This window comes from Erwinia persicina NBRC 102418 (assembly GCF_001571305.1).
Taxonomy (GTDB): domain Bacteria; phylum Pseudomonadota; class Gammaproteobacteria; order Enterobacterales; family Enterobacteriaceae; genus Erwinia; species Erwinia persicina.
Genome location: NZ_BCTN01000009.1, coordinates 78,567 through 105,544 on the forward strand (window position 1 = coordinate 78,567; position 26,978 = coordinate 105,544).

General features: G+C 53.7%; 25 protein-coding genes, 2 tRNA genes and 1 pseudogene. 13 read left to right on the top strand and 15 right to left on the bottom strand.

What is annotated here, in order from left to right:
* Nucleotides 1-39: 39 nt before the first annotated feature.
* Nucleotides 40-116: transfer RNA gene (locus tag EPE01S_RS11715), tRNA-Arg, on the top strand.
* Between the two features lie 21 nt (nt 117-137).
* On the opposite strand, the pseudogene EPE01S_RS23935 reads toward EPE01S_RS11715, so the two are convergent.
* The 3 genes and pseudogenes from EPE01S_RS23935 to EPE01S_RS11725 all read right to left on the bottom strand — a co-directional run.
* Nucleotides 138-317, bottom strand: a pseudogene (locus EPE01S_RS23935) (integrase); the annotation flags it as partial.
* A 254-nt stretch (nt 318-571) separates the two neighbouring features.
* Nucleotides 572-1,057 carry a FidL-like protein gene (locus EPE01S_RS22895; RefSeq protein WP_072277445.1) on the bottom strand — a complete coding sequence of 162 codons (486 nt, stop codon included), beginning with the start codon at nt 1,055-1,057 and terminating at the stop codon, nt 572-574.
* Between the two features lie 6 nt (nt 1,058-1,063).
* The gene (locus tag EPE01S_RS11725) at nt 1,064-1,873 is read right to left on the bottom strand and encodes a winged helix-turn-helix domain-containing protein (protein WP_072277448.1); all 810 of its coding nucleotides are present in this window, start codon (nt 1,871-1,873) and stop codon (nt 1,064-1,066) included.
* Between the two features lie 460 nt (nt 1,874-2,333).
* Between EPE01S_RS11725 and EPE01S_RS11730 the strand changes: the two genes are divergently transcribed.
* The 10 genes from EPE01S_RS11730 to EPE01S_RS11780 all read left to right on the top strand — a co-directional run bounded on the left by EPE01S_RS11730 (nt 2,334) and on the right by EPE01S_RS11780 (nt 13,055).
* Complete coding sequence (locus EPE01S_RS11730) at nt 2,334-2,885, top strand: fimbrial protein (protein ID WP_062745145.1); 552 nt, start codon at nt 2,334-2,336, stop codon at nt 2,883-2,885.
* A gap of 87 nt (nt 2,886-2,972) precedes the next feature.
* Nucleotides 2,973-3,503 (top strand): fimbrial protein, encoded by a 531-nt coding sequence (locus tag EPE01S_RS11735; protein ID WP_062745148.1) that lies wholly within the window; start codon nt 2,973-2,975, stop codon nt 3,501-3,503.
* Nucleotides 3,504-3,641: 138 nt separating this feature from the next.
* The gene (locus tag EPE01S_RS11740) at nt 3,642-6,179 is read left to right on the top strand and encodes an outer membrane usher protein (RefSeq protein ID WP_157076011.1); all 2,538 of its coding nucleotides are present in this window, start codon (nt 3,642-3,644) and stop codon (nt 6,177-6,179) included.
* 117 nt (nt 6,180-6,296) lie between these two features.
* Nucleotides 6,297-7,040 (top strand): fimbria/pilus periplasmic chaperone, encoded by a 744-nt coding sequence (locus EPE01S_RS11745; RefSeq protein WP_118664502.1) that lies wholly within the window; start codon nt 6,297-6,299, stop codon nt 7,038-7,040.
* Between the two features lie 27 nt (nt 7,041-7,067).
* The gene (locus EPE01S_RS11750) at nt 7,068-7,718 is read left to right on the top strand and encodes a fimbrial protein (protein WP_062745151.1); all 651 of its coding nucleotides are present in this window, start codon (nt 7,068-7,070) and stop codon (nt 7,716-7,718) included.
* On the top strand, nt 7,690-8,238 hold the full coding sequence (locus tag EPE01S_RS11755; RefSeq protein ID WP_244634624.1) for a fimbrial protein: 549 nt from the start codon (nt 7,690-7,692) through the stop codon (nt 8,236-8,238). Before EPE01S_RS11750 ends, EPE01S_RS11755 begins: the two co-directional genes overlap by 29 nt.
* Complete coding sequence (locus EPE01S_RS11760; RefSeq protein ID WP_062745154.1) at nt 8,235-8,726, top strand: fimbrial protein; 492 nt, start codon at nt 8,235-8,237, stop codon at nt 8,724-8,726. Before EPE01S_RS11755 ends, EPE01S_RS11760 begins: the two co-directional genes overlap by 4 nt.
* Nucleotides 8,723-9,256 (top strand): fimbrial protein, encoded by a 534-nt coding sequence (locus EPE01S_RS11765; protein ID WP_062745156.1) that lies wholly within the window; start codon nt 8,723-8,725, stop codon nt 9,254-9,256. Before EPE01S_RS11760 ends, EPE01S_RS11765 begins: the two co-directional genes overlap by 4 nt.
* A 2,700-nt stretch (nt 9,257-11,956) precedes the next feature.
* On the top strand, nt 11,957-12,676 hold the full coding sequence (locus EPE01S_RS11775; protein ID WP_062745162.1) for a YoaK family protein: 720 nt from the start codon (nt 11,957-11,959) through the stop codon (nt 12,674-12,676).
* A gap of 82 nt (nt 12,677-12,758) precedes the next feature.
* The gene (locus EPE01S_RS11780; RefSeq protein WP_062745163.1) at nt 12,759-13,055 is read left to right on the top strand and encodes a hypothetical protein; all 297 of its coding nucleotides are present in this window, start codon (nt 12,759-12,761) and stop codon (nt 13,053-13,055) included.
* Between the two features lie 41 nt (nt 13,056-13,096).
* Here the strand turns inward: EPE01S_RS11780 and EPE01S_RS11785 are convergent, their stop codons facing one another.
* The 5 genes from EPE01S_RS11785 to EPE01S_RS11805 form a co-directional block, all read right to left on the bottom strand.
* Nucleotides 13,097-15,007, bottom strand: a complete 1,911-nt coding sequence (locus EPE01S_RS11785) for a flagellin N-terminal helical domain-containing protein (RefSeq protein WP_062745164.1) — start codon at nt 15,005-15,007, stop codon at nt 13,097-13,099.
* 107 nt (nt 15,008-15,114) lie between these two features.
* Nucleotides 15,115-15,188 (bottom strand) — tRNA-Gly (locus tag EPE01S_RS11790).
* 69 nt (nt 15,189-15,257) lie between these two features.
* Nucleotides 15,258-16,064, bottom strand: coding sequence for a hypothetical protein (locus EPE01S_RS23735; RefSeq protein ID WP_174522425.1), 807 nt, complete (start codon nt 16,062-16,064; stop codon nt 15,258-15,260).
* A 230-nt stretch (nt 16,065-16,294) separates the two neighbouring features.
* Nucleotides 16,295-17,125 (bottom strand): deoxyguanosinetriphosphate triphosphohydrolase family protein, encoded by an 831-nt coding sequence (locus EPE01S_RS11800; protein WP_062745165.1) that lies wholly within the window; start codon nt 17,123-17,125, stop codon nt 16,295-16,297.
* A gap of 492 nt (nt 17,126-17,617) precedes the next feature.
* Entirely contained in the window at nt 17,618-18,640 is a 1,023-nt protein-coding gene (locus EPE01S_RS11805; RefSeq protein WP_062745166.1) for a sensor domain-containing diguanylate cyclase, read from the bottom strand.
* Between the two features lie 319 nt (nt 18,641-18,959).
* On the opposite strand from EPE01S_RS11805, the gene EPE01S_RS11810 reads away from it, so the two are divergent.
* Nucleotides 18,960-19,283 (top strand): cupin domain-containing protein, encoded by a 324-nt coding sequence (locus EPE01S_RS11810; RefSeq protein WP_245006690.1) that lies wholly within the window; start codon nt 18,960-18,962, stop codon nt 19,281-19,283.
* Here EPE01S_RS11810 and EPE01S_RS11815 read toward each other — a convergent pair.
* The 7 genes from EPE01S_RS11815 to EPE01S_RS11845 all read right to left on the bottom strand — a co-directional run bounded on the left by EPE01S_RS11815 (nt 19,269) and on the right by EPE01S_RS11845 (nt 25,835).
* A complete protein-coding gene (locus EPE01S_RS11815) occupies nt 19,269-19,943 on the bottom strand; it encodes an SDR family oxidoreductase (protein WP_373279672.1) in 675 nt (224 codons plus the stop codon). The two genes, EPE01S_RS11810 and EPE01S_RS11815, sit on opposite strands and share 15 nt — an antisense overlap.
* Before the next feature lie 129 nt (nt 19,944-20,072).
* Complete coding sequence (locus EPE01S_RS11820) at nt 20,073-20,573, bottom strand: protein disulfide oxidoreductase (protein ID WP_062745168.1); 501 nt, start codon at nt 20,571-20,573, stop codon at nt 20,073-20,075.
* Nucleotides 20,570-21,289 (bottom strand): DsbA family protein, encoded by a 720-nt coding sequence (locus EPE01S_RS11825; protein WP_062745169.1) that lies wholly within the window; start codon nt 21,287-21,289, stop codon nt 20,570-20,572. Before EPE01S_RS11825 ends, EPE01S_RS11820 begins: the two co-directional genes overlap by 4 nt.
* Entirely contained in the window at nt 21,286-23,316 is a 2,031-nt protein-coding gene (locus EPE01S_RS11830; RefSeq protein WP_062745170.1) for a protein-disulfide reductase DsbD family protein, read from the bottom strand. The genes EPE01S_RS11825 and EPE01S_RS11830 overlap by 4 nt, the downstream gene beginning before the upstream one ends.
* A 47-nt stretch (nt 23,317-23,363) precedes the next feature.
* On the bottom strand, nt 23,364-23,723 hold the full coding sequence (locus tag EPE01S_RS11835; RefSeq protein WP_062745171.1) for a hypothetical protein: 360 nt from the start codon (nt 23,721-23,723) through the stop codon (nt 23,364-23,366).
* An 89-nt stretch (nt 23,724-23,812) separates the two neighbouring features.
* The gene (locus EPE01S_RS11840) at nt 23,813-25,201 is read right to left on the bottom strand and encodes an amidohydrolase family protein (RefSeq protein WP_062745176.1); all 1,389 of its coding nucleotides are present in this window, start codon (nt 25,199-25,201) and stop codon (nt 23,813-23,815) included.
* Nucleotides 25,194-25,835, bottom strand: coding sequence for an ankyrin repeat domain-containing protein (locus tag EPE01S_RS11845; RefSeq protein ID WP_062745179.1), 642 nt, complete (start codon nt 25,833-25,835; stop codon nt 25,194-25,196). The genes EPE01S_RS11840 and EPE01S_RS11845 overlap by 8 nt, the downstream gene beginning before the upstream one ends.
* Nucleotides 25,836-25,979: 144 nt before the next feature.
* On the opposite strand from EPE01S_RS11845, the gene EPE01S_RS11850 reads away from it, so the two are divergent.
* Complete coding sequence (locus EPE01S_RS11850; protein WP_062745181.1) at nt 25,980-26,921, top strand: LysR substrate-binding domain-containing protein; 942 nt, start codon at nt 25,980-25,982, stop codon at nt 26,919-26,921.
* The last annotated feature ends 57 nt before the right edge of the window (nt 26,922-26,978 follow it).

A 26,978-nucleotide genomic window follows, 5' to 3' on the forward strand; every position in this document is an offset into this window, starting at 1 on the left:
TCAGCAGGATCGCGTCGTATAATCCGACGCAATCACCATGCGCCCTTAGCTCAGTTGGATAGAGCACCGGCCTTCTAAGCCGTAGGTCACAGGTTCGAATCCTGTAGGGCGTACCAATATCTTTCAATGACTTACAGTCAACTCCCCGTTTTCAATTTTCCAGAGTGGGACAGATTTGGGACATCCACCTTAAAAATCGCATCAATATGCCGGGCATGTGCAATCAGAGGGTTAGGTGGCAGGTGCGCATACCTCTGTACCATTTCTATGCTTTCCCAGCCTTCCATTTCCTGCAGTGCCGAAAGCGGAACACCAGCCAACCCTTCTACATATTCATTAAATCACGAAAGCGACAGTTCCCAAGGTCAGCGCATTTTAACCACGCCTCCGCCAGTGTTGAAATCAGCGCGCCTCTTTCTCCCTGCTGGTTTCTTATATTATTAACGTCGGTTTTCAGTGGTTTTTTTACTAATGTTAACTTAGTGGCAATGGAATGTTGAGAGGGCTGCTTTCGTAGCCTGAAGCTAAGGGCATTATGACTTACAGGGTAAGGAATGATGCCCTTAAATGGTTAATTCTCGTTAATCGCGCAGATAAAAAAGGGATTGGTCAGCCCTTTAACAAATAACAGATTGTTATCCAAACGCTTCATTTCCATATAAAACGCCACACCAGGAACTTCAGGCAGAACGTGCCGCTGCCAGATGTCGTTGGGAATATTATCGATCGGCTGATGCTCTTCCCGGGTTATCATGGATCTGGTTAACCCTTTAAAACCACTTTCTCTGGTGGAGAGAAACACTCTTCGCGAGATAATATATTGTATATTTCGTCCTTTAACGGAACCGACCACAAGCCATTCACTCTTTCCTTCATGGGTGGTGATCATATTAACACTTAAGTTCAGGTCAAGGTTCTCGCCATTCATGTAAACAAGGTTTGCATTTACGACAGATTTACAGCGATAAGGTGTCCAGCTCGTGTTGTTAAGGTAAAGGGCAACCCCGCTTATGAGGATGATCGTAAAAACGGATATCCCGATAATAATCCTTTTCATTGCAAGTTACTCAACCAACTTATAGTTACTGCAGTCGGTATGATCCACGTTGTCATTTAGGGTGCATGCAGCCATGAAGTGAATTTTGAACAGCCCCTCTTCCGGGCGAGCCTCCATATAATAGATGTTCTGCTGTGTTTGCGTACAATCTATCCTCTTATTGGCCAGCATCCTTTTAGCGGTATCAAACTGTTTATTGCCTTGCTGGTTATCATTCAGAGTATAAATCCTACATTTCCCTTCAATGCCGACTAACCTCGGCCTGTGATCCCGGGGCATAGCAACGTAAATTGCCATTATTGCAAGGATGATCAGGACAAGGATTAAAACAAGCGCTGCCATTTTTATTGAGAAAGGTTTTTTTTTAAATTTCCCCACTATCTTTTTGTTAATCAAGGTGGGTTTAGTATTTTTTTCTGCCGACGATTCATAAGAGGAAGGGGCATGCTCTATATTTTCAGCAGTGACTGAGTCTACCTGCATCCTTGTCTCAGGATGGATTTCAGCCTCCATTTTGAAGCCTACCCGCGGTACGGTAATCAGAATTTTTGTACTTAACTCAAGCGCTGCGAAGGCTTTTCTTAATTCGCTAATATGGTTACTCAGCGAAGCGCTCGACGGTGAAAATCCAAAGTCCTCCCAGACGCGTTTGATGAGTGTTTCGCGAGTTAACTCGACTTTATTATTTTTTATGAACTCTGTTAGCAAGCGTGTTGCTGGGTTAGACAACTCAACTTTTAGCTGGTGGTTATTCCTGACAAGTAACGATTGGTTTTCTGGGTCGAAGACTATAGTTAGATTTATTATATATTTCATGTGGATACTCATTTACTCCGGGTGTGCAATCAAAAATGCAGCAATGATGAGAATAGTCTTATTTTTTGTGATTGTTAAATTTATTGCAGTTCTACATGCATAGTCAAATTATTTTTAAGCAAGTGATTCCTTCCCTTAAATCCCATTGAAATTAATAGAGTATTATTTTTTAACTTGTTACTCGTTGTTGGTTTTTAATCTTAATCAATGCGTACTTTTGTGAGTGATTTAGTTTTTTATGCTGATTTCTTTATCTTAATTAGATTATTTTGCTAAAATCTTTTTCGGGGGTTATCATTTTCCTCAGTCGCTGGTGGCTATGACGCAACGGGATACAGAGTAGTGCGTTACCTACACTATCTATTACGTGTTTGCTGAATGGCACCAAAGAAGTGGTGGCGGCTTTGCAAAGAAAATGGAATACGGAATATAACTTTCTTTATTAAGGATAAAGCAAAAAATGAATTTTAAAAAAACCATGCTGGCAGCAGTAGTGACTTTAGGTGCAATTGCGGGTGCACACGCTGAGCCAGGTACTGGTACACCAGCTACCGACCAGGGACATGGTAAAGTGACCTTTACGGGTTCTATTATTGATGCACCCTGCTCGATTGATTCTAAGTCTCTTGACCAGACTGTAGATTTAGGCGGTGTTTCAAACGTTTCTCTGCTTAACGGTGGTAACTCCAGCCCGAAACCATTTGAAATCCATCTGGAGAAATGCAGCCTGGAAACCGCTAAAACGGTGACCACGACGTTCAATGGTGCGGCCGGTAAGAATGGCTTACTGGGTATGACCGGTGATGCTAAAGGTGCCAGCATTGCTATTACCGACGGTAGCAATAATTTGATTGAACTGGGTAAAGCAACCCAGGGCCAGGTCCTCAGTGCTGGTGGTTCAGAAGCAACGCTGGCCTTCAGTGCTTATCTGAAAGGCGACGGTGGTGATGATAAAACTATCGTCCCAGGTAAATTCCAGAGCGTGGCAAACTTCATTCTTAACTACAAATAATCTGTTCCGATAACAGGATCAAGAATGCATGCGGGGAATACCTTGCATGCATTCTTGTTGGAATTATCTGTGGGAGATGTGTGAGAGATGAAACCGCTAACCATTCATTACCCGGCGCTTTGCCTGTTGATGCTGTTGCCTGGACAGAGCAGCCAAGCGGCTGGCTGGGGGCAGGTCAACATGCAAGGTGCTGTGATTGAAACTGCCTGCGCTATTGATACCGACAGTCGCGATCAAACTATTGATATGTCGGTGATACCATTGAGCCAAATTATACGTGATGGTGAAGGGGGCAAGTATCCATTCAGTATTCGGTTAGTAAACTGTGTTTTGGATCGCGTGGATGACCGCTTGCCCAAGTGGCGGCGTTTTCAGGTAACTTTTGATGGCAGAGTAGATAATGAACTATTTGGTGTCGACGGACCTGCGCGGGGTGTTGCACTACAGATAGTGGATAGTTACGGGAATATTATCAAACCCGGCATGCCTTCGCCTTATCTGGATATCAGCGAGGGAAATAAAGAACTGAAATACTCTCTGCGGTTAGTGAGTAATAAACAGACATTGCGTAGTGGAGAATACACCTCAACTATCAGGTTTAAAATGGACTATTACTGATCCATTCTCAGAAATGATAAATTAAAGAGCAAAGAATCTATTCAACAGGTGTATCTGTCATTTGCTTTATGGCGCATGGAAAAACAATGATTTTCATTGGTGGCGCTGGTGTGGAAATAAGAAAAGGGACTAATAAGCATGATGATGGCTAACTGGAATTTATTACCCTTTCCCGTCCGTACGCTGGGCGTTTACATTGCCTGTGCGCTAGGTTTTGTTGGGTATTATGCCAGTGCGGAAGAAGTACAGTTCAATACTGATGTTCTTGATGTGAAAGATCGTCAAAATATCGATCTGGGGCAGTTCTCTCGCGGTGGTTATATCATGCCAGGCAACTACATCATGCTTGTGCGAATTAATAAGCAGGAATTACCTGAGCAGTCCGTAATTTTTTATCCCGCAGAGGATGATGCTAAAGACAGTACCGCCTGCATCAGCCCATCAATGGTCGAACAGTTTGGTTTAAAGCCGGACATGAAAGAAAAACTCACCTGGTGGCATCAGGGTGAGTGCCTGTCGTTGAAAAGTTTGCCGGGTATGTCAACGCGTGGCGATTTAGGCAGTGCCAGCCTTACCGTGAGCCTGCCGCAGGCCTATCTCGAGTATTCTGCGGATAACTGGGATCCACCATCGCGCTGGGATAATGGTGTTCCCGGCTTGCTGCTGGATTATTACCTCAATGCGCAAACTCAGCGTCAGCAGCAACGTGGTGAACAGAAATATAACGTCAGCGGCAACGGTACGATTGGTGGGAATCTGGGGGCCTGGCGGCTGCGCGCTGACTGGCAAACACGGCTGGATCATACCACTGGTAGCGGTGAGGGTACGCGCCAGAGCTGGGACTGGAGCCGCTATTATGCTTACCGGGCGCTCCCTCGCATGGGGGCACAGCTGTCGGTTGGGGAAAATTACCTGTATTCCGACATTTTTGACAGTTTCCGCTTTACGGGGGCCAGCCTGACCAGTGATGACAGCATGCTGCCACCGAACCTGCGCGGTTATGCACCCGAGGTGACCGGGGTGGCTCGCACCAACGCTAAGGTCATTATCAGCCAGCAGGGACGCGTCCTCTACGAAACCCAGGTTGCATCTGGGCCGTTTCGTATTCAGGACATCAATGATGCCGTCACCGGGCAACTGGATGTCCGTGTCGAAGAGCAGGACGGTAGCGTGCAGGAGTTCAAAATTGATACTGCCAGTATTCCATATCTGACCCGACCGGGGACCGTACGTTACAAAGTGGCAAGCGGGCGGCCCTCCGACTGGAAGCACAACACCAATGGGCCGCTGTTTGCCACGGGGGAGTTTTCCTGGGGGATTAGCAACGGCTGGTCGCTTTACGGCGGCGGTGTGGCGGGCGGTGATTACAATGCAGTCGCAGTCGGCCTTGGACGGGATCTGATGATGTTCGGTGCGCTGTCATTTGACGTTACCCAGTCGCGTGCGCGCCTGAACAATCAATGGGAAAACGGCACGCTGACCGGTGGCTCCTACCGACTGAGTTATTCGAAAAGCTTCGACGAATTTGACAGCCAGGTGACCTTCGCCGGTTACCGCTTCTCGGAGCGGAACTACATGTCGATGAGTGAATATCTGGATGTGCTGGAGAACGGTATCCGCACCCAGAGCAGCAAAGAAATGTACACCATCAGTTACAGTCAGCAACTCCGCGATCTGGGGGTGAGTGCTTACCTGAACTACAACCACCAGACTTACTGGAACAGTGCCACCAATGACCGTTATACCCTGACGCTGTCGCGTAATTTCGACATCGGTCAGTTCAGGAATATCAGCCTGTCGCTGACGGGATACCGCAATAAATATTACGGTGCCAACGACGACGGCATGTACCTCTCGTTATCGTTGCCGTGGGGAGGCAGCGGATCGATCAGCTACAGCGGCAGCTATAGCCGTACCAACAATAGTCACCAGGTGAGTTACTACGATCGACTGAAAAATGGCGACAGTTACCAACTGAGTAGCGGCATTAGCCGCGACGGCGGTATGGCGAGTGGCTATTACTCTCACCAGGGGGACATGGCGCAGATCGATGCTAACGCCAGTTACCAGGAAGGGCGTTATTCGTCTGTGGGGTTATCGCTACAGGGGGGAGCAACGGCCACCCTCGAAGGGGCTGCGCTGCACCGTTCAGGCATGATTGGCGGAACCCGCTTACTGCTTGATACCGACGGTGTGGCGGATATTCCGATTAGCGGTTATGGCCCAGTGACACGCAGTAACCGCTTCGGCAAAGCAGTGGTAACCGACGTCAACAGCTACTATCGCAATAAAATCAGCATCGACGTCAACGAACTTCCTGAAAATGCTGAGGCGACGCGCTCCGTGGTGCAGGCGACCCTGACCGAGGGGGCCATTGGCTATCGTAAATTTGAGGTGATCGCCGGTGAGAAAGCCATGGCGGTTATCCGCCTGGCTGATGGCACCACGCCTCCGTTCGGCGCCACGGTACAAAACCCTAAAAAGCAGAACGTTGGCATCATTGGCGACGACGGTAGCGTATATCTGAGCGGTATTAACCCTGAAGAAGAGATGACCGTACGCTGGAGTGGACAGGTGCAGTGTGTGGTTACGCTACCCGCACAGATACCGCGCAGCGATACGTCAGCTCTCTTGCTGCCATGCCGTCTGCTGCCGACAGGTAAAGAGGCAGATTGATGTTCGCGCCAGAAACAAAATTTTAGCCACTGTGCCGGGGCGAGCTGACTTCCACTTGCCCTGGCCACCTTACTGAATTGAAAGAACTCAGATAGCGAGTAATCAACGATGAACGTAATGAACAAGAACTTTTTACCCCTGACAGGTGCCCTGCTGACAGGCGTATTGTGCGTACAGCAGGCTCAGGCAGCGATTGCCCTGGATCGAACCCGGGTGGTGTTTAGCGGTGCTGATAAATCTGTCAGCCTGAACATCAGTAACGAAAATAAGCAACTGCCTTATCTGGCGCAGGGATGGGTTGAAGATGCCCAAGGGAATAAAATCACTACGCCACTGATGGTGTTGCCGCCCTTGCAGCGTCTGGAACCCGGCGCTAAAAGCCAGATTAAGATTCAGGCCTTATCTAACGTCAATCTTCTGGCTCAGGACCGCGAGACGCTGTTCTATTTCAACCTGCGTGAGATCCCGCCAAAGAGTGAAAAACCTAACACGTTGCAGCTGGCATTGCAGACGCGCATCAAATTGTTTTATCGGCCTGATGCGTTAAGTGATACCGAAGGTGCTGCGCCCTGGCAGGAAAAGCTGACGCTGATCAAGCAGGGTGGCAAATACCTGGTTAACAATCCGACGCCGTATTACGTGACGCTTATCGATGCCACCACAAAGCCAGGTGGGGCCAGCGTTAAGGGGTTTGAACCGCTGATGATAGCGCCAAAGGCGAAAGAGGTATTGAACGTTAGCGCGTCCATTCTGGGTAATGCGCCAGTGCTGATCTATGTCAATGATTACGGCGGACGTCCACAGTTGCAGTTCGATTGTGGCGGAACCGAATGCAAAGTGAAACCGGGAAAAAAGGGTTGATTACTACCTTAACAGAGGGAACGGAGCATGCAACAACGAAATCAAAGGAAGGATTTCCTGTCTTGTCCTCAGCGGCATGACCTGTTGGTTAAAGGAATGGCGGTGCTGGTAATCCCGTTGGTGTTTGGCTACGTGATGGCGATGCTCCCGGAAACCCATGCAGCGGATAACTGGGATGTCGATGGTGCTAATGGTGTGTTGAATATACGCGGCGCGCTGACTGAGAGTGCTTGCCGGTTAGAGATGTCATCGGCTTATCAGGATGTATGGCTGGGGGAAACAGGGACAGCGCGTATGGCGACAATAGGTGCACAGGGGACGCCGGTTGCCATAACGCTACACCTGCGGGACTGCGTACGCAGTCCCGCGAACAATCGCGACGAGCATAATGGAAATCTGCTATGGGCTGCTTACCAGCCGGCCGTGTCGTTCACTTTTGTCGCACCAGCAGACGCAGATAACCCACAGCTAATCGCGGTACGCGGGGCATCTGGCGTCGCGTTGCGTATGGCTGACTCTCTCGGACGTGATATTCGGCTGGGCAGCCGTGGGGCACCGCTGCTGCTGGCCGCAGGACAAGACTCACTGGACTATATTGTCACACCGGAACGTACGCGCGCACCGCTGCAGGCTGGAGCTTATTCAGCTCATGTTGATTTCAGGCTTAACTATGACTAAGGCGGGGGCCATGGGCACTGTGAGGTTATGCAGACGGAAACCGGCGTTGTATGTGATCTGCCTGGCACTGGCTGTCGTGGGAGCCGCCTTTCAGGCGAGGGCTGCCAGTACCAAAGTGAGAGTCGAGGTGCAGGTTGTAGCGCCGGCGTGCACCATCAATAAAGGTGGTTTAATTGAAGTGCCGTTTGGTGACGACGTGATAACGAACAAAGTCGACGGCAACTATAATAAAAGGAAGATCACCTATTCATTACAGTGCGATGGCGCTTCGTCGAATGCGTTAAAGATGATGATTGAGGGGGCCGGTGCTGCGTTTGATGCCTCTGTACTGGGAACCGCAAAAACTGACTTTGGTATTGAAGTGTTAAGTAATGGTGAGCCTATGCCCATCAATCGCTGGCTGAATTTCAACTATCAGAATGTGCCAAATCTTGAGGCGGTGCCGGTAAAACGCCCCGGTGCCATCCTGACTAGCGGACCGTTTTCCGCTGGTGCCACGATGAAGGTGGATTATCAATGAAAAGCTACTCAGGTGCTGTCTTGCTGCTGATTTGTGGCGTGCTGAGTCCTGCGGGGCAGGCTGCGAAGAATATGATGTTCACTGGCACTTTAATTGATCCTCCTGCCTGCACCATAAAAAACAGCAAGGATGACGCTATTGATGTTGACTTTGGCAATCGGGTAGGGATTAACAAAGTCAACGGGGAGAACTACCTGCAGCCGATGAACTACCAGATTACCTGTGAATCCGGCGCAGACGATAAGGGAATGACGCTGGAGATAGTCGGCACACCAGCAGATTATGATCGGGCGGCGGTCGTTACCGGTATTACCGATCTGGCTATCCAGATTAAGCAAAATGGCATTCCCTTTACCCTGAACAAACCGCTCCCTATCAGCATCCTCAGTAAACCGCGGCTTGAGGCCGTGCCGGTGAAACGGCAAGGTGCGACATTAACAGAGGGGCCGTTTGAAGCTACGGCTACATTGAGGGTGGTTTATCAATGAACTGGGTAAAAGGACTGACTTTTGCGTTACCGATTACATCGTTGCTGGTATTTAGCAGCATGGCGCAGGCTTACAATGTTCGCCTGCACGGTGCGCTGGTAGCGGAACCTTGCGTAATCGCACAGGGTGACGAGAGCGTACAGATGAACTTTGACCCTGTCTTTGCTAATTACCTGTACATTAATAAACGAACGCCCAGTCAGAAGTTTAATATTCGACTGTCGCAGTGCGATCTGAGCCTGTCTAAAATAGTGATGATAGTCTTTAGCGGTGCGGAAAATCCTAATCTGAAGGGGCTGCTGGCTGTTAACAGCGGCAGTATGGCATCCGGTATTGCTATCGGCCTGGAAAACCAGGCGGGGCAGCCATTGGCGCTAAATAAAGAAGGACAAATTTATCCGCTGGACAGCGGCAGCAATGTTCTGATGTTCCAGGCTTATGTGCAGGGTGAACCGGAGGCGATCGCCAAGCGAACCATTGCGGGTGGGCCGTTCAGCGCGGTGGCTACCTTTAGACTTGAATATGAATAAGTGCGCAGTAGCCAGGCAAGACGCTTCGCCCAGGCTATACAACCGTCGTCATGCGACCTTCAAAGTCAATATCTGACGTTTATGCTTTCTTTGCGTGCGGCAGTTCAACAGGCTCCCACCATCATGCACGACGCACGCGGTTTTACGAGCATGCCCGGATACAGAAACTGTCACCGACAGAGACTGAGTTGGGATGCGGACGTACGAAGCAATATCGACATTAGGAGCGCGCAGGACAGGATGCTGGGAAATTATTTAGATTGTCTGTGGCAGCGGAATTAATTAATCCCATCCGGCACCAACGATACGAGGTGGGTGCTCGAATTGTTCGATCTTTTAATATTCCACAATGGTGACAGAAGTGAGTCCATACTTTAAAAAAATAGATCATGAAAATGACCAATCTTATAAAACCAGTCATCTGGTTCTGTTAATTGTACTGAGCTTATTACTCTATTTTGCAGCTCCGATTCCAGCCCGGGCCATACTATGGCCGGTTACAACTGACGTGCACATCACGGAATGCAGGGATACGTGGCAGCAGCCGTGTTCGGAAGATGTTTATTATTCGGGAAAGATCATTTTTCTGGAACAGGGGAAACCTACCGCCCCCAGGCCCCCGCTGTCGTCAGGTGTGCGAATTGTTGGTATCCACTGCGAGGCCGGCGGGAACGGCGTGCCGTTCAGTCAGTGCTCATGGGCTGACAATTTATCGCATCGTCCAGATTTGGCCTATGGATGCAAGTTTGTAGATAAAGACCACTGGGACATCAAGGATATCAGCCAGTGCTCGTTCGGAACGACTTGGGGACCGCATGGTGGGGCCGGCCCGGGGGGGGAGTGTGTGATGGTCGGCGCACAGAGCCAGTCATCTGTGCTGCTTTACACCCCGTGGGGAGCGCTGCATGCCCTGGACGTAGCCAATTCTGGCTCCCGTAATTGCTCGCAACCCCTGGCGCCGGAAGTAGGCTGCAGCGTCGGCACGCTGCAAACCCTGGAGCATGGGGCTCTTGGTCCAACCGATAACGATATAAGAACGACTTATACTAATGTTTCATGCGGTCTGTCTCCAAAGGTGACCATTGTGGGTGGCGCGACGCTAAATCTGGGACCTGGCGTCAGTACGACGTTGACAGCATGGGTTGAGAATCAAAGACTGACGGTTCAATCTGATTTGACGATAACGGGCGCGAAACCGGGAGCCTACTCAGCTAATGCTGTAATAATGGTGTCTCCCGACTGATAGCGTTTTGCATGGAACAAAAGCGCCGTTAACCGCGTATGGGCACTACCTGAGTGTCTTAATGCATTGAAAGCATTTTGGGGTGCCTTGCGATATGCAGCAGAATCGCAAGGCGCAACAGTGCTTTTCTTAAGATGGTCCAACCCATTGCCTGGCGTTTTCACCGCCCATTAATGCCTTAAATTAGTGTTTTTTTGTAGAATTTTCAACATTTTGATCAGTACCGATATCACATGGGCTTTTAATACCAGCATGCCCGGATACAAAACTGTCACCGTCAGAGACTGAGTTACGGATGCAGACGTACGAGGCGGGGGGATATTAGAAGCACGCAGGATACTGGGGAATTATTTTGATTGTCTGTGACAGCGGAATCAATTAATCCCATCCGGCACCAACGATACAAAGTAGATGTTCGTTCTGCCCGGTGTATCTGATATTCCAAATGGTGAAAAAATGAACCTGTGTTTTAAAAAAACAAGCCACAAAAATGACCGGGCTTATAAAGCCTGTCATCTGGCCCTGTTGACCGGACTGAGCTTATTACTCTATTTTGCAGCACCGACTCCGGCCAGGGCCATACTATGGCCAACAGTTACTGAAGCGCGCATCACGCAATGCCAGGGGGCGTCGGAGGGGCCGTGTTCATCTGGTGTTATGTATGCAGGAAGGGTTGGGATGGTGGAACAGGGAGAACCTTCCGTCCCTTACAGACCCACAGACTCAATTCTGAAGTTTGTCGGTATCCACTGTTCGTTCGGCGGGAACGGCAAGCCGTTCACAATGTGCGCATGGGAGGACAATTCGGCGCACCGACCAAGTATGTCCGCCGGGTGCAAGTTTGCAGATACCTTTCACTGGGACATCGATGATGTCACCCAGTGTTCGTTCGGATCGAGTTGGGGCTTCCATAATGGGGCTGGTCCGGGGGCGGAATGTGCGATGGCCGGTGTGCTGACAGGGGCGGGACTCGCCACGCCATGGGGAACATTTAACGCCGGGACCGTTGCTAATACAGGCGCTCGTAATTGTGTGCAACCCCCTGCGCCGGAAGAATCCTGCAGCGTCGGACCGCTGCAAGATCTGCAACACGGGACTCTTGGTCCTAACGCTAGCGATCAAATAACCATTTATACAGACGTATCATGCGGTCCATCTCCAAATGTCACCATCGAGGGGGGAAACAGGCTAGTTCTGGGGCCTGGTGTCAGCACTTGGGTGTCAGTAGGGTTAGTTCCGGGGCCAAGACTGATGGTTAGATCTGATTTGACGATAACGGGCGCGAAACCGGGAGCCTACTCTGGTAATGCAATAATAATAGTGTCTCCTAACTAATAGCGTTTGTATGGAACAAAAGCGCCGTTCACGGAATATGGACAATACCGCAATGCACCTGTTGCCAGTCAGCCTGAACAGGGGGATCATAGCGTATTGTGCGTTTTTGTTGAGTTAGCGACATGTTGATCAGTACCGATGCGGCAAGAACTTTCAATACGGATAGCCGTCTGGCCTGTACGCTGGCCGCCGTGGCCGGGGCGCTGAATACGGCAGCCTTTGAAAGTGTCGGTTTTTTTTCGGCCAATATGACGGGCAATATCTCTTCGTTGTCGGATCATCTGGCGAAGGCTAATCTGACGGCGGGCATCTTCTTTCTGGCCATTGTTTTGTTATTTATCGCCGGTTCGGCTGTGTCGACCCTGATTATTAATGCGGGCCGCAGAAGAGCCATCAGTACTATTTATGCCGTGAACATTTTTATAGAGGGACTGGCACTGGTGCTGCTGGGCGCGGTGGCTGGCTGGCTGCCGCTGGCATCACCGGGGGCGTTGCTGATCCTCAGTCTGAGCTTTCTGATGGGGCTGCAAAATGCGGTGGTCACCCGGATCTCTAATGCGCGGGTCAGAACCACCCATGTTTCCGGCACGGCAACCGATATTGGTATTGAACTGGCTATGCTGTTTGACGTGCTGCGCCGGAAAGAGTCACCGCAGAATGCCCCGCAGTATCTGGAACGCCTTCGGCTGCACTTTTATACCATCCTGGCGTTTTTACTGGGTGGCGTGGCGGGGATCTGGCTGTTCCACTGGCTGGGATATCTGTTTCTGATCGTCGTTGGTGCAGGGCTGCTCGCGCTGGCGCTCAACACCATGTTCAGCAAACGGGTCGTCGTATCCTGAGTCAATGAAAAGGCGTCACCATTTTCGGAATTTATGCTGTAGTTTATGCAGCAGAATAATCATAACGGCAGAGGTGCCAGCCATGAATAAAAAAATAGTCGGGTGCCTGATGCTGGCGCTGCTGACCGGATGCACCGCATCAGTGGGCAATAATTTCGATGATGCCCAGTTGGCCAGTATCCATCATGATGTGACGACAAAGCAGGATCTGATCGCGCTGTTTGGTGAGCCTTCTTCAGACACGCCTTTTCCGCAGGGGCAGTCGATACTGATGTGGACGTGGAGCCAGGCGAAAACCGGCAGTACCACCGAAGGCAGAACCCTGACGGTTCGCCTGCAAAACGATAAAGTCAAAACCTGGACGGTGAGTAAAACCTGAGGAGGGCGCGGGGACTCCTTTCTCCGCGCTGGTAGCATGAATTACCCCTCCAGTAACGACATAATCATCTGCGGCGTCATTGTCATCACTTTCGACATCAGCGATGCGCTCGACTGCTGCAGGATTTGCGCGCGGGTCAGCGCGGAAACCTCGGCGGCATAATCGGCATCTTCAATACGCGATCGTGAGGTGGCGAGATGAGTGGTCGTGGTGGCCTGCACGTTCTGTACCGACATCAGGCGGTTAGCGGCGGCACCGAGCAGCGATCGCTGGCTGTCCACGCGACTGATAGCACGGTCAAGGGTGGCCAGCGGATCGTCCGGGTTACGGAGGCGAATTTCAGACCCGACCTCCGCAATGCTCATCTGGGTATTGTTGGTGGAAGCATCCGTGACGGCGGCCATCGTGGTGGCGAAGTAAATCTGTACGTCTCCCACGCCCTGCAGCGTTTTTAACAGCAGCGTATTGCTGCCGTCATCCTGATGAACCAGTGTGGCCGTTTTATCGACAGTCGCGCCGCGCACGTCCATATAATAGTTGCCGCTGGCGTCCAGGCGCAGCACATCGCTGAATGTGTTGCCAGCGGCATCACTGTAGCGGGTTTCAACATTGGCCGGGTCGAGGGTCACGATGGAGGTTCCCGTGACGGTCGACACGGCCGTAAAGCTGTTCTGGCTGGCGGTGCTGCTGGCCGTCACGCTTAATGTGTTGTTCGTCCCGTCGCTGCTGGCGCTGACGCTGGCATTGAAATACTGATAGTGACCGCTGCCGTCCGCCACTTCCATCAGGTACTGCCCGCCGGACTGGACCAGACGGGCATCATTGCCTGCGACGGGGCTGCCGCCAGCATCGGTAAAGGTCACCGTCGCCGCGCTGATATCGATGGCGGGCGTCTGCGTTACCTGGGCCGGCAGGGGGGAAAAATCGGTGTCCGGCTGACCGGTGGCCTGCGTTATCTGCGCCGTGACATTCCCGCTGGTGCTAAAGCGGATCCCGGCAGCGTAATAGACATTGTTCTGCTCAATATAATACTGGCCGTTACTCTCCGTGAGAGTGGGCGGCGGGCTGGCGGCCAGGGCGTTGCCGCTGTCGTCCAGGAAGTTAACCGACGGTAGAGGGCGGGCGGCAATCTCATCGACGGCGCTGTAGAGGGGCGTCATGCTGGTGGTGCCGACAGCGACTGTGCCGCTGGTCGTCGCGGTTGTCCAGGTGGCGGCGTAGGATGCCGGATAAAACGCCGCCGTGCCGTCAGCAGCCGTTCCCTGTATGTAGAGCTGATTGCTGGCGTTGCTTCTGACCAGTTGCGGAGAGGTCAGTGTTCCGTTGGTGTTATAGCTGACCGACACCGCTCCGCTGTTCAGCGCAATATTATTGGCAATGCCGGTGAGGGTATTGACCGGTGAGACCGCGCCGCTGATACCGCGAATAATCAGGTCTTTTAACCCGAGTTGTTCAACGCTGAACCCGCGCGTTAAGTCGAGGTCGATTTTATTATTATCGTACGCCCCCACCTGTAAGCCCACTTTTCCCGCGCTACCGTTCAACAGGCTGATGCCGTTAAAGCTGGCGGTGCTGTTCAGTCGGTCGATCTCTTTCAGGTTGAGATTAATCTCGGCCTGAATCGCATCACTGTCGGTCTGAGAATAGGTTTCACTCACCCCCTGAACGGTCAGTTCGCGGATGCGCTGTAAGCGATCGTTAATTTCACTCAGTGCGCCTTCAGCGGTTTCAGCAAGCGACAGGCCGTCGGCAGCGTTACGCTGCGCCTGGGCGAGGCCTTTCTGCTGGCTGGTCAGGCGGTTAGCAATTGCCTGTCCAGCCGAGTCGTCGCGGGCACTGTTGATGCGCATCCCGGAGGAGAGGCGACGGATAGACTCATCAAGGGCAGAGCTGGTTTTCAGGGAATGCTGCTGCACGACAAGCGCTGACACATTGGTTTTTAGACTTAGCATGATCCTGCCCGACCCTCATTTTTCCTGATAACGGTTATCGGCATCGGATCAAAAAGTTTTACGGGAAATTTTGCTTAAGGAAGGAAACGGGACTGAGAGAGGGGAGCTGGAGCGGCCAACGGGAATCGAACCCGTGTCATCAGCTTGGGAAGCTGAGGTAATACCATTATACGATGGCCGCAGAGCGGAAAGGATATTAGCACAACTCTGACAGGAAATGTTGAGTCATATCAAAGATAATCAGCACCTCTCATCCTTTCCCTGGGTTATCGTTAAAATGAAACGCCAGCTGACATTCTCTTTCATTGATGTTTATCTTCAGATCGCCCGTCGGGCTGGCCCGATCCAGGTAGCGCATCAGTTCGGTAATCTGGTCGGCGCTGAACGAGTTTGTGCGGTAATGTGTCCTCTCATAGCGCCACAGCAGCTCGAACTCAACCTGCTTAAGTCGTTGAGCGAGATACTGACAAAGCTCCGGTCCCAGCACTTCAACGCGTTTGTTGTAGATAGTACGAAGGATTTTAATCAGTGAACCGGTTTCATTAGGTGTTTGGCCGAAAACCAGTTCCAGACGGCGGTCGTTCAGATCGTCCAGATAGTTGTCCGGGCTGATCACCTGACGTTTGTTAACGTCATAGAGGATCGCATCCCACGTCATCAGCGTTGTTTTAAACAGGCTGTTTGCATCTTCCAGTGGGATCAGATTTTCTCTAAAAGCCCAGGTGTCGGACAGGCACCAGATATCATACTCCATCGCGTGATAGCGAAAACGGATGCCACCAAATCGGGTCATTGCAGGCTGTGACACACCCAGGGTAGAGAGAAGCTGTAATAAACTCTCGCGGTTGCTGTCGACCACGATATCAATATCAGAGGTAAATCCTTTGCGACCAAAAAGCCCGATATCGCGGATCATCCCGCCGAAAATCCATGCGCGGCTGTGCGCTGCCAGCGCGTCGATTAACACCCCGGCAGCCTGACCTTCACGGCGACAAAGGAAAAAGCGTTCGATACGGCGTTTAAGATGCTTCTGGCTCTTGACGACATTCGTATTCATAGAGCGATTTTAACTCATCATGAAGGTCCATCAAATAACTGTCCGTCATCCCTGCAACCGCATCGGTGAGCAGCTGTGCTTCTTTGTACAGCCGGGGCAGCGGATTATGGGGATCTTCAAAGATACGCCGGTAATTTTCTGAGATGCGCCCATAGGCGTAACGGCCAAAAGGGGTGTCTGAGCGATACGTAGGCAGAGGGGTAAAACCGGCTTCGCACTGGGCACGCTTATTATCTTCTTTTTTTTTCTGTCGGTGTTTTATGCCCGTGAATGCCGAGCCACAGCATATCCATCAGTCCCTGAATATAGTTCGAACCCTTCAGCTCCAGTTCCAGAACGGAACGATGCCGATAGCCCCGCGTTCTGTCGAACTCTTTCAGCGCTTCACATAGCTGATGGCCCCGGCTGACCCTCATTAAGTCCTCAAAGGTACAACAAGGCTGCATAAGCACGTGGTGATAATCCCTGAAAGCGTCAACGGCCGCATTGATCAGGGCACTGACGGCATAGACCCGGAACATTTGCATACTCATATCGTTAAGTTCAGCGGGAGAGAGCCCATTGGTATGCGTGTTCCATTGGCGATTTTTTAATTCCGTCTGGCTTATCAGCGCGTCAATCACCTCATCACCTTGATGCCAGCACTGAAGAAAGCTGATGAGATCGTGATAGGAGGCAAGTCCTTTCTTCACGGTATCTTCAGCATCCAGTACGGAATAAGCGATATCGTCGCAGGCCTCCATCAGGTAGGTCAGTGGATGACGCACCCCTTCTTTGAGCCCGGTTTTTTCCCACACCTCTTCAACCACGCCGGCTTCAGAATAAAAAAAACCGTGTTTCGTCCATGGGGTTTGATTCTTGCAACAGGAGGAACGGGGGTATTTTATCAGGGCGGCCAGCGTTGCGTAGGTGAGATTCAGTCCGTACTGATCGTTGAGGATCTGTAACTTTGTCACCAGACGAAAGGTCTGTGAGTTGCCGTCAAACTGAAAGAAATCGTTGTAGAAGGTGTCTTGCTTGTTGACCAGTGGGGCAAGGTGGCGGATAAACCAGGCCCGCATAGCGGCCTCGCCCTGATGACCATAGGGCGGATTGCCTTAGTCATGAGCTAAACCGATCGCTGCCAGCCGCATACCGATGCCTCGGGCAAAATTGGCCACTTCGTGTGAATGGGTTAAGCGGGTCCGTATGCTGTCATAAATTTCAGTAAAGCAATCTATTTATTTGGCTTAAGGCGATAAAAATTGGAACGATAGCCGCATTTATTTCGTATTCTGCGAGGTTTTTGTCTGTAAAAAGCCACATAAAAACCGACACAGGGGCCGGTTACGTTTTTGCCGGGGCAGAAGAATTATACCATCAGGTTAGCGGAGGCCTCATCCCTTGAGCGCTAGAACCAGAGATAAGTGGCCAGACAGTATGCCAGGGTCAGTGACAGCAGAATCAGCTCTGTGGGTTTGATCAGGTACATGGTCGTTCCGTGCAGTTCAGGATGAGTGCTACTTACATCGGTCCTTTTGCCTGAAACTTTAGTCAGTTCACCACCCATGTCACTAAAGTCCCTGACCGCAGGCCAGATTCTGTTTGCGTCGATCTTTATCCTGATACATGGCGGCATCGGCATCCCGCACCGCACTGTCCGGCGTACTCAGGGCCGGGTCCACGCTGACCAGGCCAATGCTGGCACCGGCATACTCTATCTTCGCGACAGAAAGCTGATAGCTACCGCTCAGGATCGCCGAGATGCGCTGCTTCAGCGTGGCGGCAGCGGTGTCATCCTGCGAGGTAACAGTAGTGGCAAGGATAAATTCGTCGCCGCCCAGACGCCCCAGCACGTCGTCTTGTTGTGTCACTGCTTTCAGCCGCCGGCCGATAGCCCGCAGGAATTCATCCCCGGTCTGGTGCCCGTAGCGGTCATTAATTTCCTTAAAGCCGTCCAGGTCAATAAACGCGACCAGCAGGTGATGGGTATCATTGCGCGCATGGTTAAACAGCGCGGGCAGGCGGGCAAACACCGCGCGGCGATTGGGCAGTCCGGTGAGCTCGTCGGTGAAGCTGGCGGCGGTCAGCGTGGCGTTCGCTTCCTGCAACTCCTCTAAAAGCTGCTCTTTGCGAAGATACTGTGAAATAAGCTCGGCAAACAGCTGAAGAACCTGTTCGCCGCGCTGAGACAGTGGCTGCCTGCGGGCGCTGGCCGCGCACAGCGTCCCGAACAGTGTGCCGTCGCCCATAACAACCGGGGTACTGACGTACGTGGTGATCCCCAGCGCCCTGGCCGCGTCAGAATCCCCCCAGATATCAGGTACCTCACAGGTGTAACGCCGCCCCTCGTCCAGGGCGCGCTTACACAGCGTATCCTGCCACGGCACCGTCAGTCCTTCAGGGATCTGCATTTTTCTGCTGTTACGCGCATACAGGATATGCTGTTCGTTACCCGCTTCGTCGATCCGCGTGAGATAGGTGGACTCCATCTCGGTCACCAGCTCCAGCATTTCCAGCAATTGACGCACAAATCCTTCGAGGGTTTTTTCCGAGCCCAGCGCAGTCGAGATGCGCTCAATCAAATTTTCCTTCATAGGTCAGATTTCCCGGGGCGTAAGGTGGAGGATAAATCGTGCAAAAGCTGTCATAGCAGAGAGCATTAACGCGTCGTTATTATTTTTTATCGGCGTGGTTCGCAGGGAGCATTATCCCTCTGTTCCGCGTTGCTGAGTCTATCACTGCAGACCAGAGGAAAACATTGTGAAACCGGGCAAAAAGAAAAGAGTTTGCGATAAACCGGGCCTGGCAGATAGCGAGCTGCTGCAAAAGCTTAGAGGATTATCTTAGATCCGCTGGTGCCGTCTTTCAGGTATCAATAGCGCTTATTATAAAGGCGCTAAAAAGGAAGGGATTGTGCTGAAGGCAACATCATTATTAACCGGGGCAGCGGCGCTACCGCACACCTGGCGGTCGGTCATTCTCAGTCAGATCGGACAGGCGAATGTGAAGCTGATCCGCATGGGCAAAGAAGGGATACCTGAGGAAGTGCATGAGCATTTTGCCGAGCTGCTGGTGGTGATCGAGGGGCAGATGACGCTGGAAATAGACGGACAGGGCGTGGTGCTGAAAAACGGGGACTATTTTGTGATACCGCCGGGCAGCCCGCATCGGGTGCTGCCCGGCAGTCGCGGAACGCTGCTGCTGGTTGATGCTGAAGCGCCGTTACCAGGCCAGTAACTTACCGCTGTAATCAATATAGTGATGGCCGCCCTTACCGCGCCAGGCTTCCAGCTGGTCGGCAATGCCGCCCGCGCTCTGCGCCACCGTCAGGGGGGCGCTTTTGCCGCCCATATCGGTCTGGACCCAGCCGGGGTGCACGCAGAGCAGCGTTTTATCCTGGGCTTCGGGCTGCACCGACAGGCCGCGTGCCAGCATATTCAATGCCCCTTTACTGGCGGCATACAGCGGGTAGGTGGCATCCGGGTTTTCATTCAGGCTGGCCAGCTGCGAGGTCATCAGCGCCAGGATGCCGCTGCGTGGTTTAACCAGTGGCAACAGCATTTCCGCGCAGCGCACTGGTGAGAAAGCGTTGGTCTTAAACAGCGCCAGCAGTTCGTCGTCACTGGTGCGCGACAGCATCTGATGGTCCGGGCCATAAACGCCCGCATTAATAAAAATCACGTCAAACCGCTGGTCTGCCAGTTCGTCCTTCAGCGCTTCGCGCTGTTCCGGCAGGTTAATGTCCAGCGTCAGCCAACGAATAGCGGCGGCACTGGCCGGGGAATCTTTACGCGTGGTTGCCGTCACCTGCCAGCCGCGATCGGCCAGGGTCGTCGCCAGTCCGGAACCGATGCCGCGTGAAGCGCCAATAATCAAAGCCTGTGGAGATGTCATGATAGGGTCTGCCTTATGTGAGCGAGGGTCTGTAAGATTATCTTACGGAAAAGCATAGCAAAAAGAGGGTACCGCGCATTATCGCCCGGTGCCTGATGGGGCGGAGGGGGCACTTTCCCTCCGCCATGAGGATTAGCGGCCAGCCCACCACAGCCTGAGCTTCATCCCCCAGCCGCTGGTAAAGCCGGTGGTGGTGCTCACCACCTGGCCTTTATCAATGATCACCAGCGTCGGGGTGACGCTGACCTGCCAGTGAGCCGACAGCCGGCCTTCCGGATCGTTAACCAGTGGCATCTGATACTGCTTGACCTGCAAATAGCGCTGCACGTTTTCATTATCTCCGGAGCGCAGCGCAATACCGATCACGTTGCTACCCTCACGGGCCATCTCTGCGACCACCGGGGTGGTAAAGCGACAGATACCGCACCAGCTGGCCCAGAAATAGACCAGCAAAGGGCGATCCTGACTCAGGGTGTTCAGCGTGACCTCCTGCCCGTCGAGGGTATGGAGTGGCTGGTCAGCAAAAGCCACAGGGGCACGGGGGCCACGCCACTGATCCATCACCCACATTACCCCCGCCATCAACAGGAACAGTACCAGCAGATCGCGCGTCCAGCGCTTCATACGGCTCATGGCGTCTGCGCCAGCTGCTGTTTCACCAGGCTTTCCAGTTGCTCATAGGAGACCGCGCCCGGCAGCAGGCGGTTGCCAATCAGCGTGGCCGGTGTACCCTCAATGCCAAGGTGCTGCGCCAGTTTCAGATTGGTGTTGACCGTTTCCAGGCTCTGTCTGTCCGGCTGTGCGAGAGTGATGTTCAGCTTCTGTTCCGCCGCTTTGATACTGGCGTCATCGTGGTAGCCTTTTTTCGCCATCAGGCGCTGATGAAGTGCCAGCCAGCGATCCGGCTGCTGCCGCCACAGCGTCAGTACCTCACGGGCGGCGGTGAGCGAGCTTTCTGAACGGTAAGGCAGGGGTTTAATCACCACGGCGACGTCCGGGTACTGTTGCACGATCTTTTCCAGCAGTAAATCGAACTGCTTACAGTACGGGCAGTTGTAATCAGTAAACGCGACCAGTGTCAGCTTCGCGTCTTTTGCTCCCAGGCGGGGCGAACCGGCATCCTCATACAGTGCGGCGTGGTTCTGCGCGATGACCTGGCCGGTGACGTCTGCCTGCTGCTTCTGCGCCTGTTTATCGTAAGCATCGGCGGCTTCCGCCAGGATCTGCGGATTTTCCACCAGCGTTTCGCGGATCAACTGCTGAATACGTGCCTCCTGTTCCGGGGTAAAGGGGGCAGCAGCCCACAGCGGAGTGGCAACCAGTAGCAGGGCGATCAGGGATTTTTTCATGGTTCATTTCCTTTGGCATCATTCAGGGTTTTCAGCAGGGTGGGACGGTCAAGCAGCGGTGAAAGCACCACGCCCTGAGGAATTCCCGGTCCATAAATTTGATTAAACGGCACGGCAACGCTGCCGCGCTGTTGCAAAAAGCGAGTGATGGACTCGGAAGGCCGGCTCCAGTCACCGCGCAGTGCTACCACGTCTTCAGCCATCAGTGCCTGCTGCACATCTTCCCGCAGCAGTACGTTGTATTTGTTGGCTTTACAGGTCACACACCAGTCGGCAGTAACGTCAATAAATACCCGCTTATTGGCGTCCAGTGCCTGGCGGATAGCCTGTTCTGACAAGGGTTGCCAGTTAACGCGATCCTGCAATGCTTTTTTACCCGGTGTGGTACTGATGACACCGGTCAGCAGCATGCCACCCGCACACGCCAGCAGGAGCGTGGTGACCATCGCCGCCAGTTTGATTCCACACTGTTTTATCAGGGTGACCAGCAGTATCAGCATGATAACGGCAGCCACAGTCAGCGTGGCGATAGCACCAATATGGTTGACCAGCAGGCTAACCAGCCAGAAACAGGACACCAGCATCAGTAAGCCCAGCAGGATGCGCAGCACGTTCATCCAGCGGCCGGGGCGCGGTAACTTCAGTGCCAGTGCAGGCCATGCCGCGATCAGCAGCCAGGGCAGGCTCATGCCAATGCCAAGCGCAACAAACATCACCCACAGCAGTGGCAGGGAGGCGGCCAGTGCGAAAGCCACCGCGGTGCCAAGAAACGGGGCAGAGCAGGGCGTGGCCAGCAGAGTGGCAAAGGCGCCCTGCCAGAAATGTCCGCTCAGACCGTGCCCGGCGTGGGTCGCCAGGCGGGTATTAAGTGTTGAAGGCAGGCGAAGATGCAGCACTCCGAACAGACTGGCGCTGAACAGCAGTGTCACCAGCACCATAAAGCCGATAAACCACGGGTTCTGGAACTGGATGCCCCAGCCAAGGGCACGATCCGTCAGGCGCAGCGCCGTCATCAGCAGGGCCAGCGCCATAAATGAGGCGACAATGCCGGCGCTGGAGGCGAGGAACTGTAGCCGCACGCTGCGGCGGTCGCGCTGAGGGGCGGTGATAATACTGCCCAGCTTCATGCCCAGTACCGGCAGCACGCAGGGCATCAGGTTGAGAATAAAGCCCCCGGCCAGCGCCATCAGCAGCATCTGCCACAGCGGCAGGGTCGCGGCAGGTGGCGTGATATTTGCTGCCACCGGCAGGCTGATTTGCTGCGCCAGACCGCCGTCTGCCAGCACCAGCGACAGGGTTTTACCCTTGAGGTCCGGTGCACTCTCCCCCCACTCATCGCTGACCGGCACGTGGGCGACCAGCTGAGATCCGTTCAGAGTAAAACGTGGCTCGCCGAAACTGCTCCCGGCAAGTCCGTCGAGGAACAGCGCCGGTTGCTGCCAGCCATCCTGACGGTCGGCGACAATCTGCAATTCACCCTGCCGGTAACTGGCGGTAATATGTTCCGTCAGGCCGTGTTCAATCGGCACTGTGCCCATTGCCCGGGCATAGTCATGGTTGAATGCCGGGTCTGCGGACGCCGACATCTGCAGGCTGAAGGGGTAATCCGTGAGGATGCAGACGTTACTGCAGGTCGATAGTGTCAGCGTCCCGGCAAGGTGAGCGGGGGCCGGGGCAGGCAGTTCAATCGGCAGTGATACCTGCTGATGATAGCCCTGAGTGCTGATCCCCGCGACGTCAAAGCGCTGTGGAACGGGCCAGAACCAGCGTGCGCCCGTGATGCCATCCTGCCAGCGAATGGCGGGAGCAATGCCTCCTTCACCCGGTGAACGCCAGTAGGTTTTCCAGCCGTCCTGCAGGCGAATATCCAGCAGAAGTCGGGTACGGTCGGGTTGTGAGGCGTCGGCACGCAGGCGCACCTCCGCGTGACGATTTTGAGGGTTTTGCAGCCAGCCGCTGTCGGCCGCTTGAAGCCCGGGCAGCCAAAAAAGCAGCAGGAGGACAACGCTCCTGATAAGCGTAAACATAGTATTTCTCCGTAAATGAAAAAGTCAGAACCGGGGGAAGCGGTCTGTCATTCGCGGAAATTGCAGTTGATCAGATGGATGCGTAGCAGCGGTGCGCGGCGGGCGCGTACCGGGGGAAACCTGAATGGCAGGGCGCACAGTAGCGCTAATACCGCCAGCAGGATATCGGGCGCAGGGACGGCACCGTCGAACAGCAGAGGGGGCACCACCAGCAGGGTTTTGGCGCTTATCTCACAGGGCGTCAGCGGGGCACTTTCGTTGCTGTCCGGAGGGGCAACGCTGAGGCTGGCCGCCACGGATTGCGGGGGCAGGGCGTGCAGGCTCGCCACGCGCTGTGCCATACAAATCAGTATGACCAGACAGGCGAGGATCAGGAAGCCCGTTGCTTTGCGTTGCCGAGTTGTCATCACCCGCCCCATTTGTTAAGTGCGACTATCTTAACCAGACAGTCGCGTTTGACAATGGTTACTCGTGTAAACTTTTGTCTGTCAGCGGATTACACCCTGTTCAGCGTCCCCCAGACCAGATTTCCGCGATGGAAGGTGGCGGTGCGCGGCGAGATACGCGCCACGGCCTCTGCCGAGCAGGAGGCGTCAACCAGCACGAAGCTGGCTTCATCCTGCTCCATGGGCCACACGCGCTCCCCCCGGTCGTTGAGCGGCAGACGGTTGCCGGTGGCAATGGCCAGTGCCCGCGACAGCGGAAGTTCTCCCGGACGCACATACAGCTGGGCGTACAGATTGGCTTTTTCCAGCATATCGCCGAGCCCATACGGCGACCAGTGGTCAATGACGCTGTCGGTGCCGGTCATCACCATAACGCCGTTATCCTGAAGCTGTTTCAGGGGCATATGCAGCGTGCCAATCGGCACCGTCGAGGCAATGCTGATTTGCTGTGCCGCCATGCGCTGCGCAGTTTCTTCCACCTGCTGCGGAGTGAGCGTGGCCAGCGCAAACGCGTGGCTGATGGTCAGTTTTCCCTTCAGCTGCGGAGTCTGCTCCACCCGGTCAATCATATAGCGGATGGCGGCGACGCCCGCCGGAGTGGTTTCATGCAGATGGATATCCACGCCCTTGTTATAGTCAACGGCAATCTGGAACATCGTATCGAGGGATTTTTCCATATTGCCGTCCACGCTGGTGGGATCGAGCCCGCCGACGTAGTGGGCACCCGCCTGCATGGCTTCGCGCATCAGCGGTTCAGATTTTGACAGCAGCAGCCCGTGCTGCGGAAAGGCGACGATCTCACAGCTGAAGCCGCTGCGGCGCTGTTCCAGCACGGCCATCAGGTTTTCCAGATTCTTCAGGCCGGAAACGGGTTCAATATTGCAGTGGCTGCGTGCCACGCTGGAGCCTTTCGACTGCACAAGGTCGATCAGCTTATTGGCCCGTTCCCGGGTATGCGGTGCCAGCTCAGGCAGGAGCTGATGTTCCAGCGCGATCATCTGCTTAATGGTGGTGCCTGCCGGGCGGGACTGCACGCGCCATGGGCCACCATAGAAAGTCTTATCCAGATGAATATGCATATCCCGCATCGCGGGCAGCAGCAGTTTTCCCCCCGCGTCAGCGTGCGGCAGGCTGGCATCCGGCCGCTGGTTGCTGGCACGCAGGGCGACGATTTTGCCGTCGTTAATCTCCAGGCAGTACAGTGCCGTCCGCGTCGCAACGGCGCCCCCATCCTGATAGTCAAAGCCGGTCTCCAGCAGCACATTATTCAGGTAGTAATGGCGGGCGCTGAGGGTCGACAGGGTCTTTTCCTGTCTGACAGGAGAGGGATTGCCTGCAGCAAGGGCAAGCGGGCTGCCAGCGCCCAGCAGGACGCAGGCACCGAGCAGTTTGCTGCCGTGGCTGAGAAAGGTACGACGTTGCGGGTCGGAATTAGTCATCGTGGGCTCCTGACTGAATAAGCTGTGTGGCAATCGCGTCATAGCCGAGCGAACGCGCCAGCTGTAACGGGGTTTTTCCGTATTTATCGGTCAGATGCGGGCTGGCACCGTTATCCAGCAACAGCTGAACAATCGCCTGCTGGTCACGGCCTCCGTCGTTAAGCACGATGGCCTCGAGCAGCGGTGTCCAGCCGAGAAAATTGGTGTGATTCACGTTGATCGCGGTGTGGGCCAGCAGTTCACGGACGATGGGCACGTGGCCTTTCTCACTGGCAGGCGTCAGGCCGACGCCGCCAAAACGGGTCAGGCGGTTCAAATCGGGTGACGCCGGCAGCAGCAGCCGTAACAGCCTCAGGTCGTTATTCAGGCAGGCGATAAGAAACGGGTTTAGACAGGTATTATCCTGTTGATTGATATCTGCCCCGGCGCGCATTAGCCAGGCCACACAGTCATAGTGCTGAAGCTGTGCTGCCAGCGTTATCGCGCTGGTGCGCTGCACGGTCGTGGTGTTGAGGTCGACGCCCTGCGCATGGCATGCCTGCAGGGCATCCAGGTCACCCTGACGGGCGGCATCAAGAAAGCGTTCCTGCAGCGCGCGGGCAGCAGAAGAGGATTCAGTGTGAGCAGATGGCATAAATTTTCCCTGACAGACGAGTGATAATCCATCGAAAGACAATAACAGCCTGTAAAAGCCGGAGATATCCGTTTAAAAATAATTCACGCTAAGTCGGGTTGTTGTTGAATAATAATCAACACAGAGTGAAGGAGGAAACGCCGCGTGAACTCGATATTTAACGAAGAGAATTTGCAGGTATTTACGACGGTGGCGCGCTGCCATAGCTTCAGTCAGGCCGCGCTTGAGCTGGGCGTGACCACTTCTGCCATCAGCTACGCGATTAAGCGTATGGAGACCGGACTGGCGGTTGCGTTATTTTTGCGCCATGCCCGCCGCGTTGAGCTGACGGAGTCTGGTCACTATTTTCATCAAAAGGCACTGGCGCTGCTGGACGATTTCCGCGCAATAAAACAGGGGGTGGATGCCATTGCCCTGGGTGTAGAGTCGCGGGTGCGCATCTGCATCAATCATCTGCTGTTTACGCCCCGTCACACTGCGCGCCTGTTACAGCTGTTAAAAAAGGCCTTTCCCACCTGTCAGGTCACCGTCACTCATGAGGTTTACAACGGCGTCTGGGATGCTTTTATCCATCACCAGGCGACCATCGCCATCGGCGCACCGGACAGCCCGCCGGAGGGCGGGGGGATTACGTGCACCGACATAGGGGGCATACACTGGCAGTTCGCTATTGCGCCTGACCATCCGCTGGCGGCCCTGCCGCAGCCGATAGGCGAAAACGCGCTGAGACGCTTTACCAATATTATGGTGGCGGACACGGCCCTGACCCTGAATCAGCGCATTGGCTGGCTGCTCCAAGGGCAGGAGGTCATTCTGGTGCCGGACTTCCAGACGAAATGTCAGTGCCAGATTCTGGGAGAGGGGATCGGTTTTCTGCCGGACTACCTTGTCAGGGAAGCGGGCGAGGCGCTGGTGACGCGCCAGGTCAGAAATCCCCGACCGGCCTCCAGGCTGCTGCTGGTCACCCGCGAACCGGCCAGCGGTCAGGTGACGCAGTGGATCAGACAACAGTTTTTGGCAGGGGGGGCCTTAAGTACGCTGTATCAGGATTTTCTGCATCGCGAAGATAAAACAGACGGAATGTAAAAACTGTGTTAACTTGAAGGCTCATTACCAAATTTTCTCTTAAAATAAAAATATGTA

What these genes read in the sequence shown, in the direction of transcription:
- EPE01S_RS11830 (WP_062745170.1), bottom strand. Translation starts at nt 23,316, where the DNA reads ATGTTTACGCTTATCAGGAGCGTTGTCCTCCTGCTGCTTTTTTGGCTG.
- EPE01S_RS11745 (WP_118664502.1), top strand. Translation starts at nt 6,297, where the DNA reads ATGAACAAGAACTTTTTACCCCTGACAGGTGCCCTGCTGACAGGCGTA.
- EPE01S_RS11775 (WP_062745162.1), top strand. Translation starts at nt 11,957, where the DNA reads ATGTTGATCAGTACCGATGCGGCAAGAACTTTCAATACGGATAGCCGT.
- EPE01S_RS11760 (WP_062745154.1), top strand. Translation starts at nt 8,235, where the DNA reads ATGAAAAGCTACTCAGGTGCTGTCTTGCTGCTGATTTGTGGCGTGCTG.
- EPE01S_RS23735 (WP_174522425.1), bottom strand. Translation starts at nt 16,064, where the DNA reads ATGAATACGAATGTCGTCAAGAGCCAGAAGCATCTTAAACGCCGTATC.
- EPE01S_RS11805 (WP_062745166.1), bottom strand. Translation starts at nt 18,640, where the DNA reads ATGAAGGAAAATTTGATTGAGCGCATCTCGACTGCGCTGGGCTCGGAA.
- EPE01S_RS11800 (WP_062745165.1), bottom strand. Translation starts at nt 17,125, where the DNA reads ATGCGGGCCTGGTTTATCCGCCACCTTGCCCCACTGGTCAACAAGCAA.
- EPE01S_RS11725 (WP_072277448.1), bottom strand. Translation starts at nt 1,873, where the DNA reads ATGAAATATATAATAAATCTAACTATAGTCTTCGACCCAGAAAACCAA.
- EPE01S_RS11755 (WP_244634624.1), top strand. Translation starts at nt 7,690, where the DNA reads ATGTTGATTTCAGGCTTAACTATGACTAAGGCGGGGGCCATGGGCACT.
- EPE01S_RS11820 (WP_062745168.1), bottom strand. Translation starts at nt 20,573, where the DNA reads ATGAGCCGTATGAAGCGCTGGACGCGCGATCTGCTGGTACTGTTCCTG.
- EPE01S_RS11735 (WP_062745148.1), top strand. Translation starts at nt 2,973, where the DNA reads ATGAAACCGCTAACCATTCATTACCCGGCGCTTTGCCTGTTGATGCTG.
- EPE01S_RS11740 (WP_157076011.1), top strand. Translation starts at nt 3,642, where the DNA reads ATGATGATGGCTAACTGGAATTTATTACCCTTTCCCGTCCGTACGCTG.
- EPE01S_RS22895 (WP_072277445.1), bottom strand. Translation starts at nt 1,057, where the DNA reads ATGAAAAGGATTATTATCGGGATATCCGTTTTTACGATCATCCTCATA.
- EPE01S_RS11840 (WP_062745176.1), bottom strand. Translation starts at nt 25,201, where the DNA reads ATGACTAATTCCGACCCGCAACGTCGTACCTTTCTCAGCCACGGCAGC.
- EPE01S_RS11765 (WP_062745156.1), top strand. Translation starts at nt 8,723, where the DNA reads ATGAACTGGGTAAAAGGACTGACTTTTGCGTTACCGATTACATCGTTG.
- EPE01S_RS11835 (WP_062745171.1), bottom strand. Translation starts at nt 23,723, where the DNA reads ATGACAACTCGGCAACGCAAAGCAACGGGCTTCCTGATCCTCGCCTGT.
- EPE01S_RS11780 (WP_062745163.1), top strand. Translation starts at nt 12,759, where the DNA reads ATGAATAAAAAAATAGTCGGGTGCCTGATGCTGGCGCTGCTGACCGGA.
- EPE01S_RS11730 (WP_062745145.1), top strand. Translation starts at nt 2,334, where the DNA reads ATGAATTTTAAAAAAACCATGCTGGCAGCAGTAGTGACTTTAGGTGCA.
- EPE01S_RS11750 (WP_062745151.1), top strand. Translation starts at nt 7,068, where the DNA reads ATGCAACAACGAAATCAAAGGAAGGATTTCCTGTCTTGTCCTCAGCGG.
- EPE01S_RS11825 (WP_062745169.1), bottom strand. Translation starts at nt 21,289, where the DNA reads ATGAAAAAATCCCTGATCGCCCTGCTACTGGTTGCCACTCCGCTGTGG.
- EPE01S_RS11845 (WP_062745179.1), bottom strand. Translation starts at nt 25,835, where the DNA reads ATGCCATCTGCTCACACTGAATCCTCTTCTGCTGCCCGCGCGCTGCAG.
- EPE01S_RS11785 (WP_062745164.1), bottom strand. Translation starts at nt 15,007, where the DNA reads ATGCTAAGTCTAAAAACCAATGTGTCAGCGCTTGTCGTGCAGCAGCAT.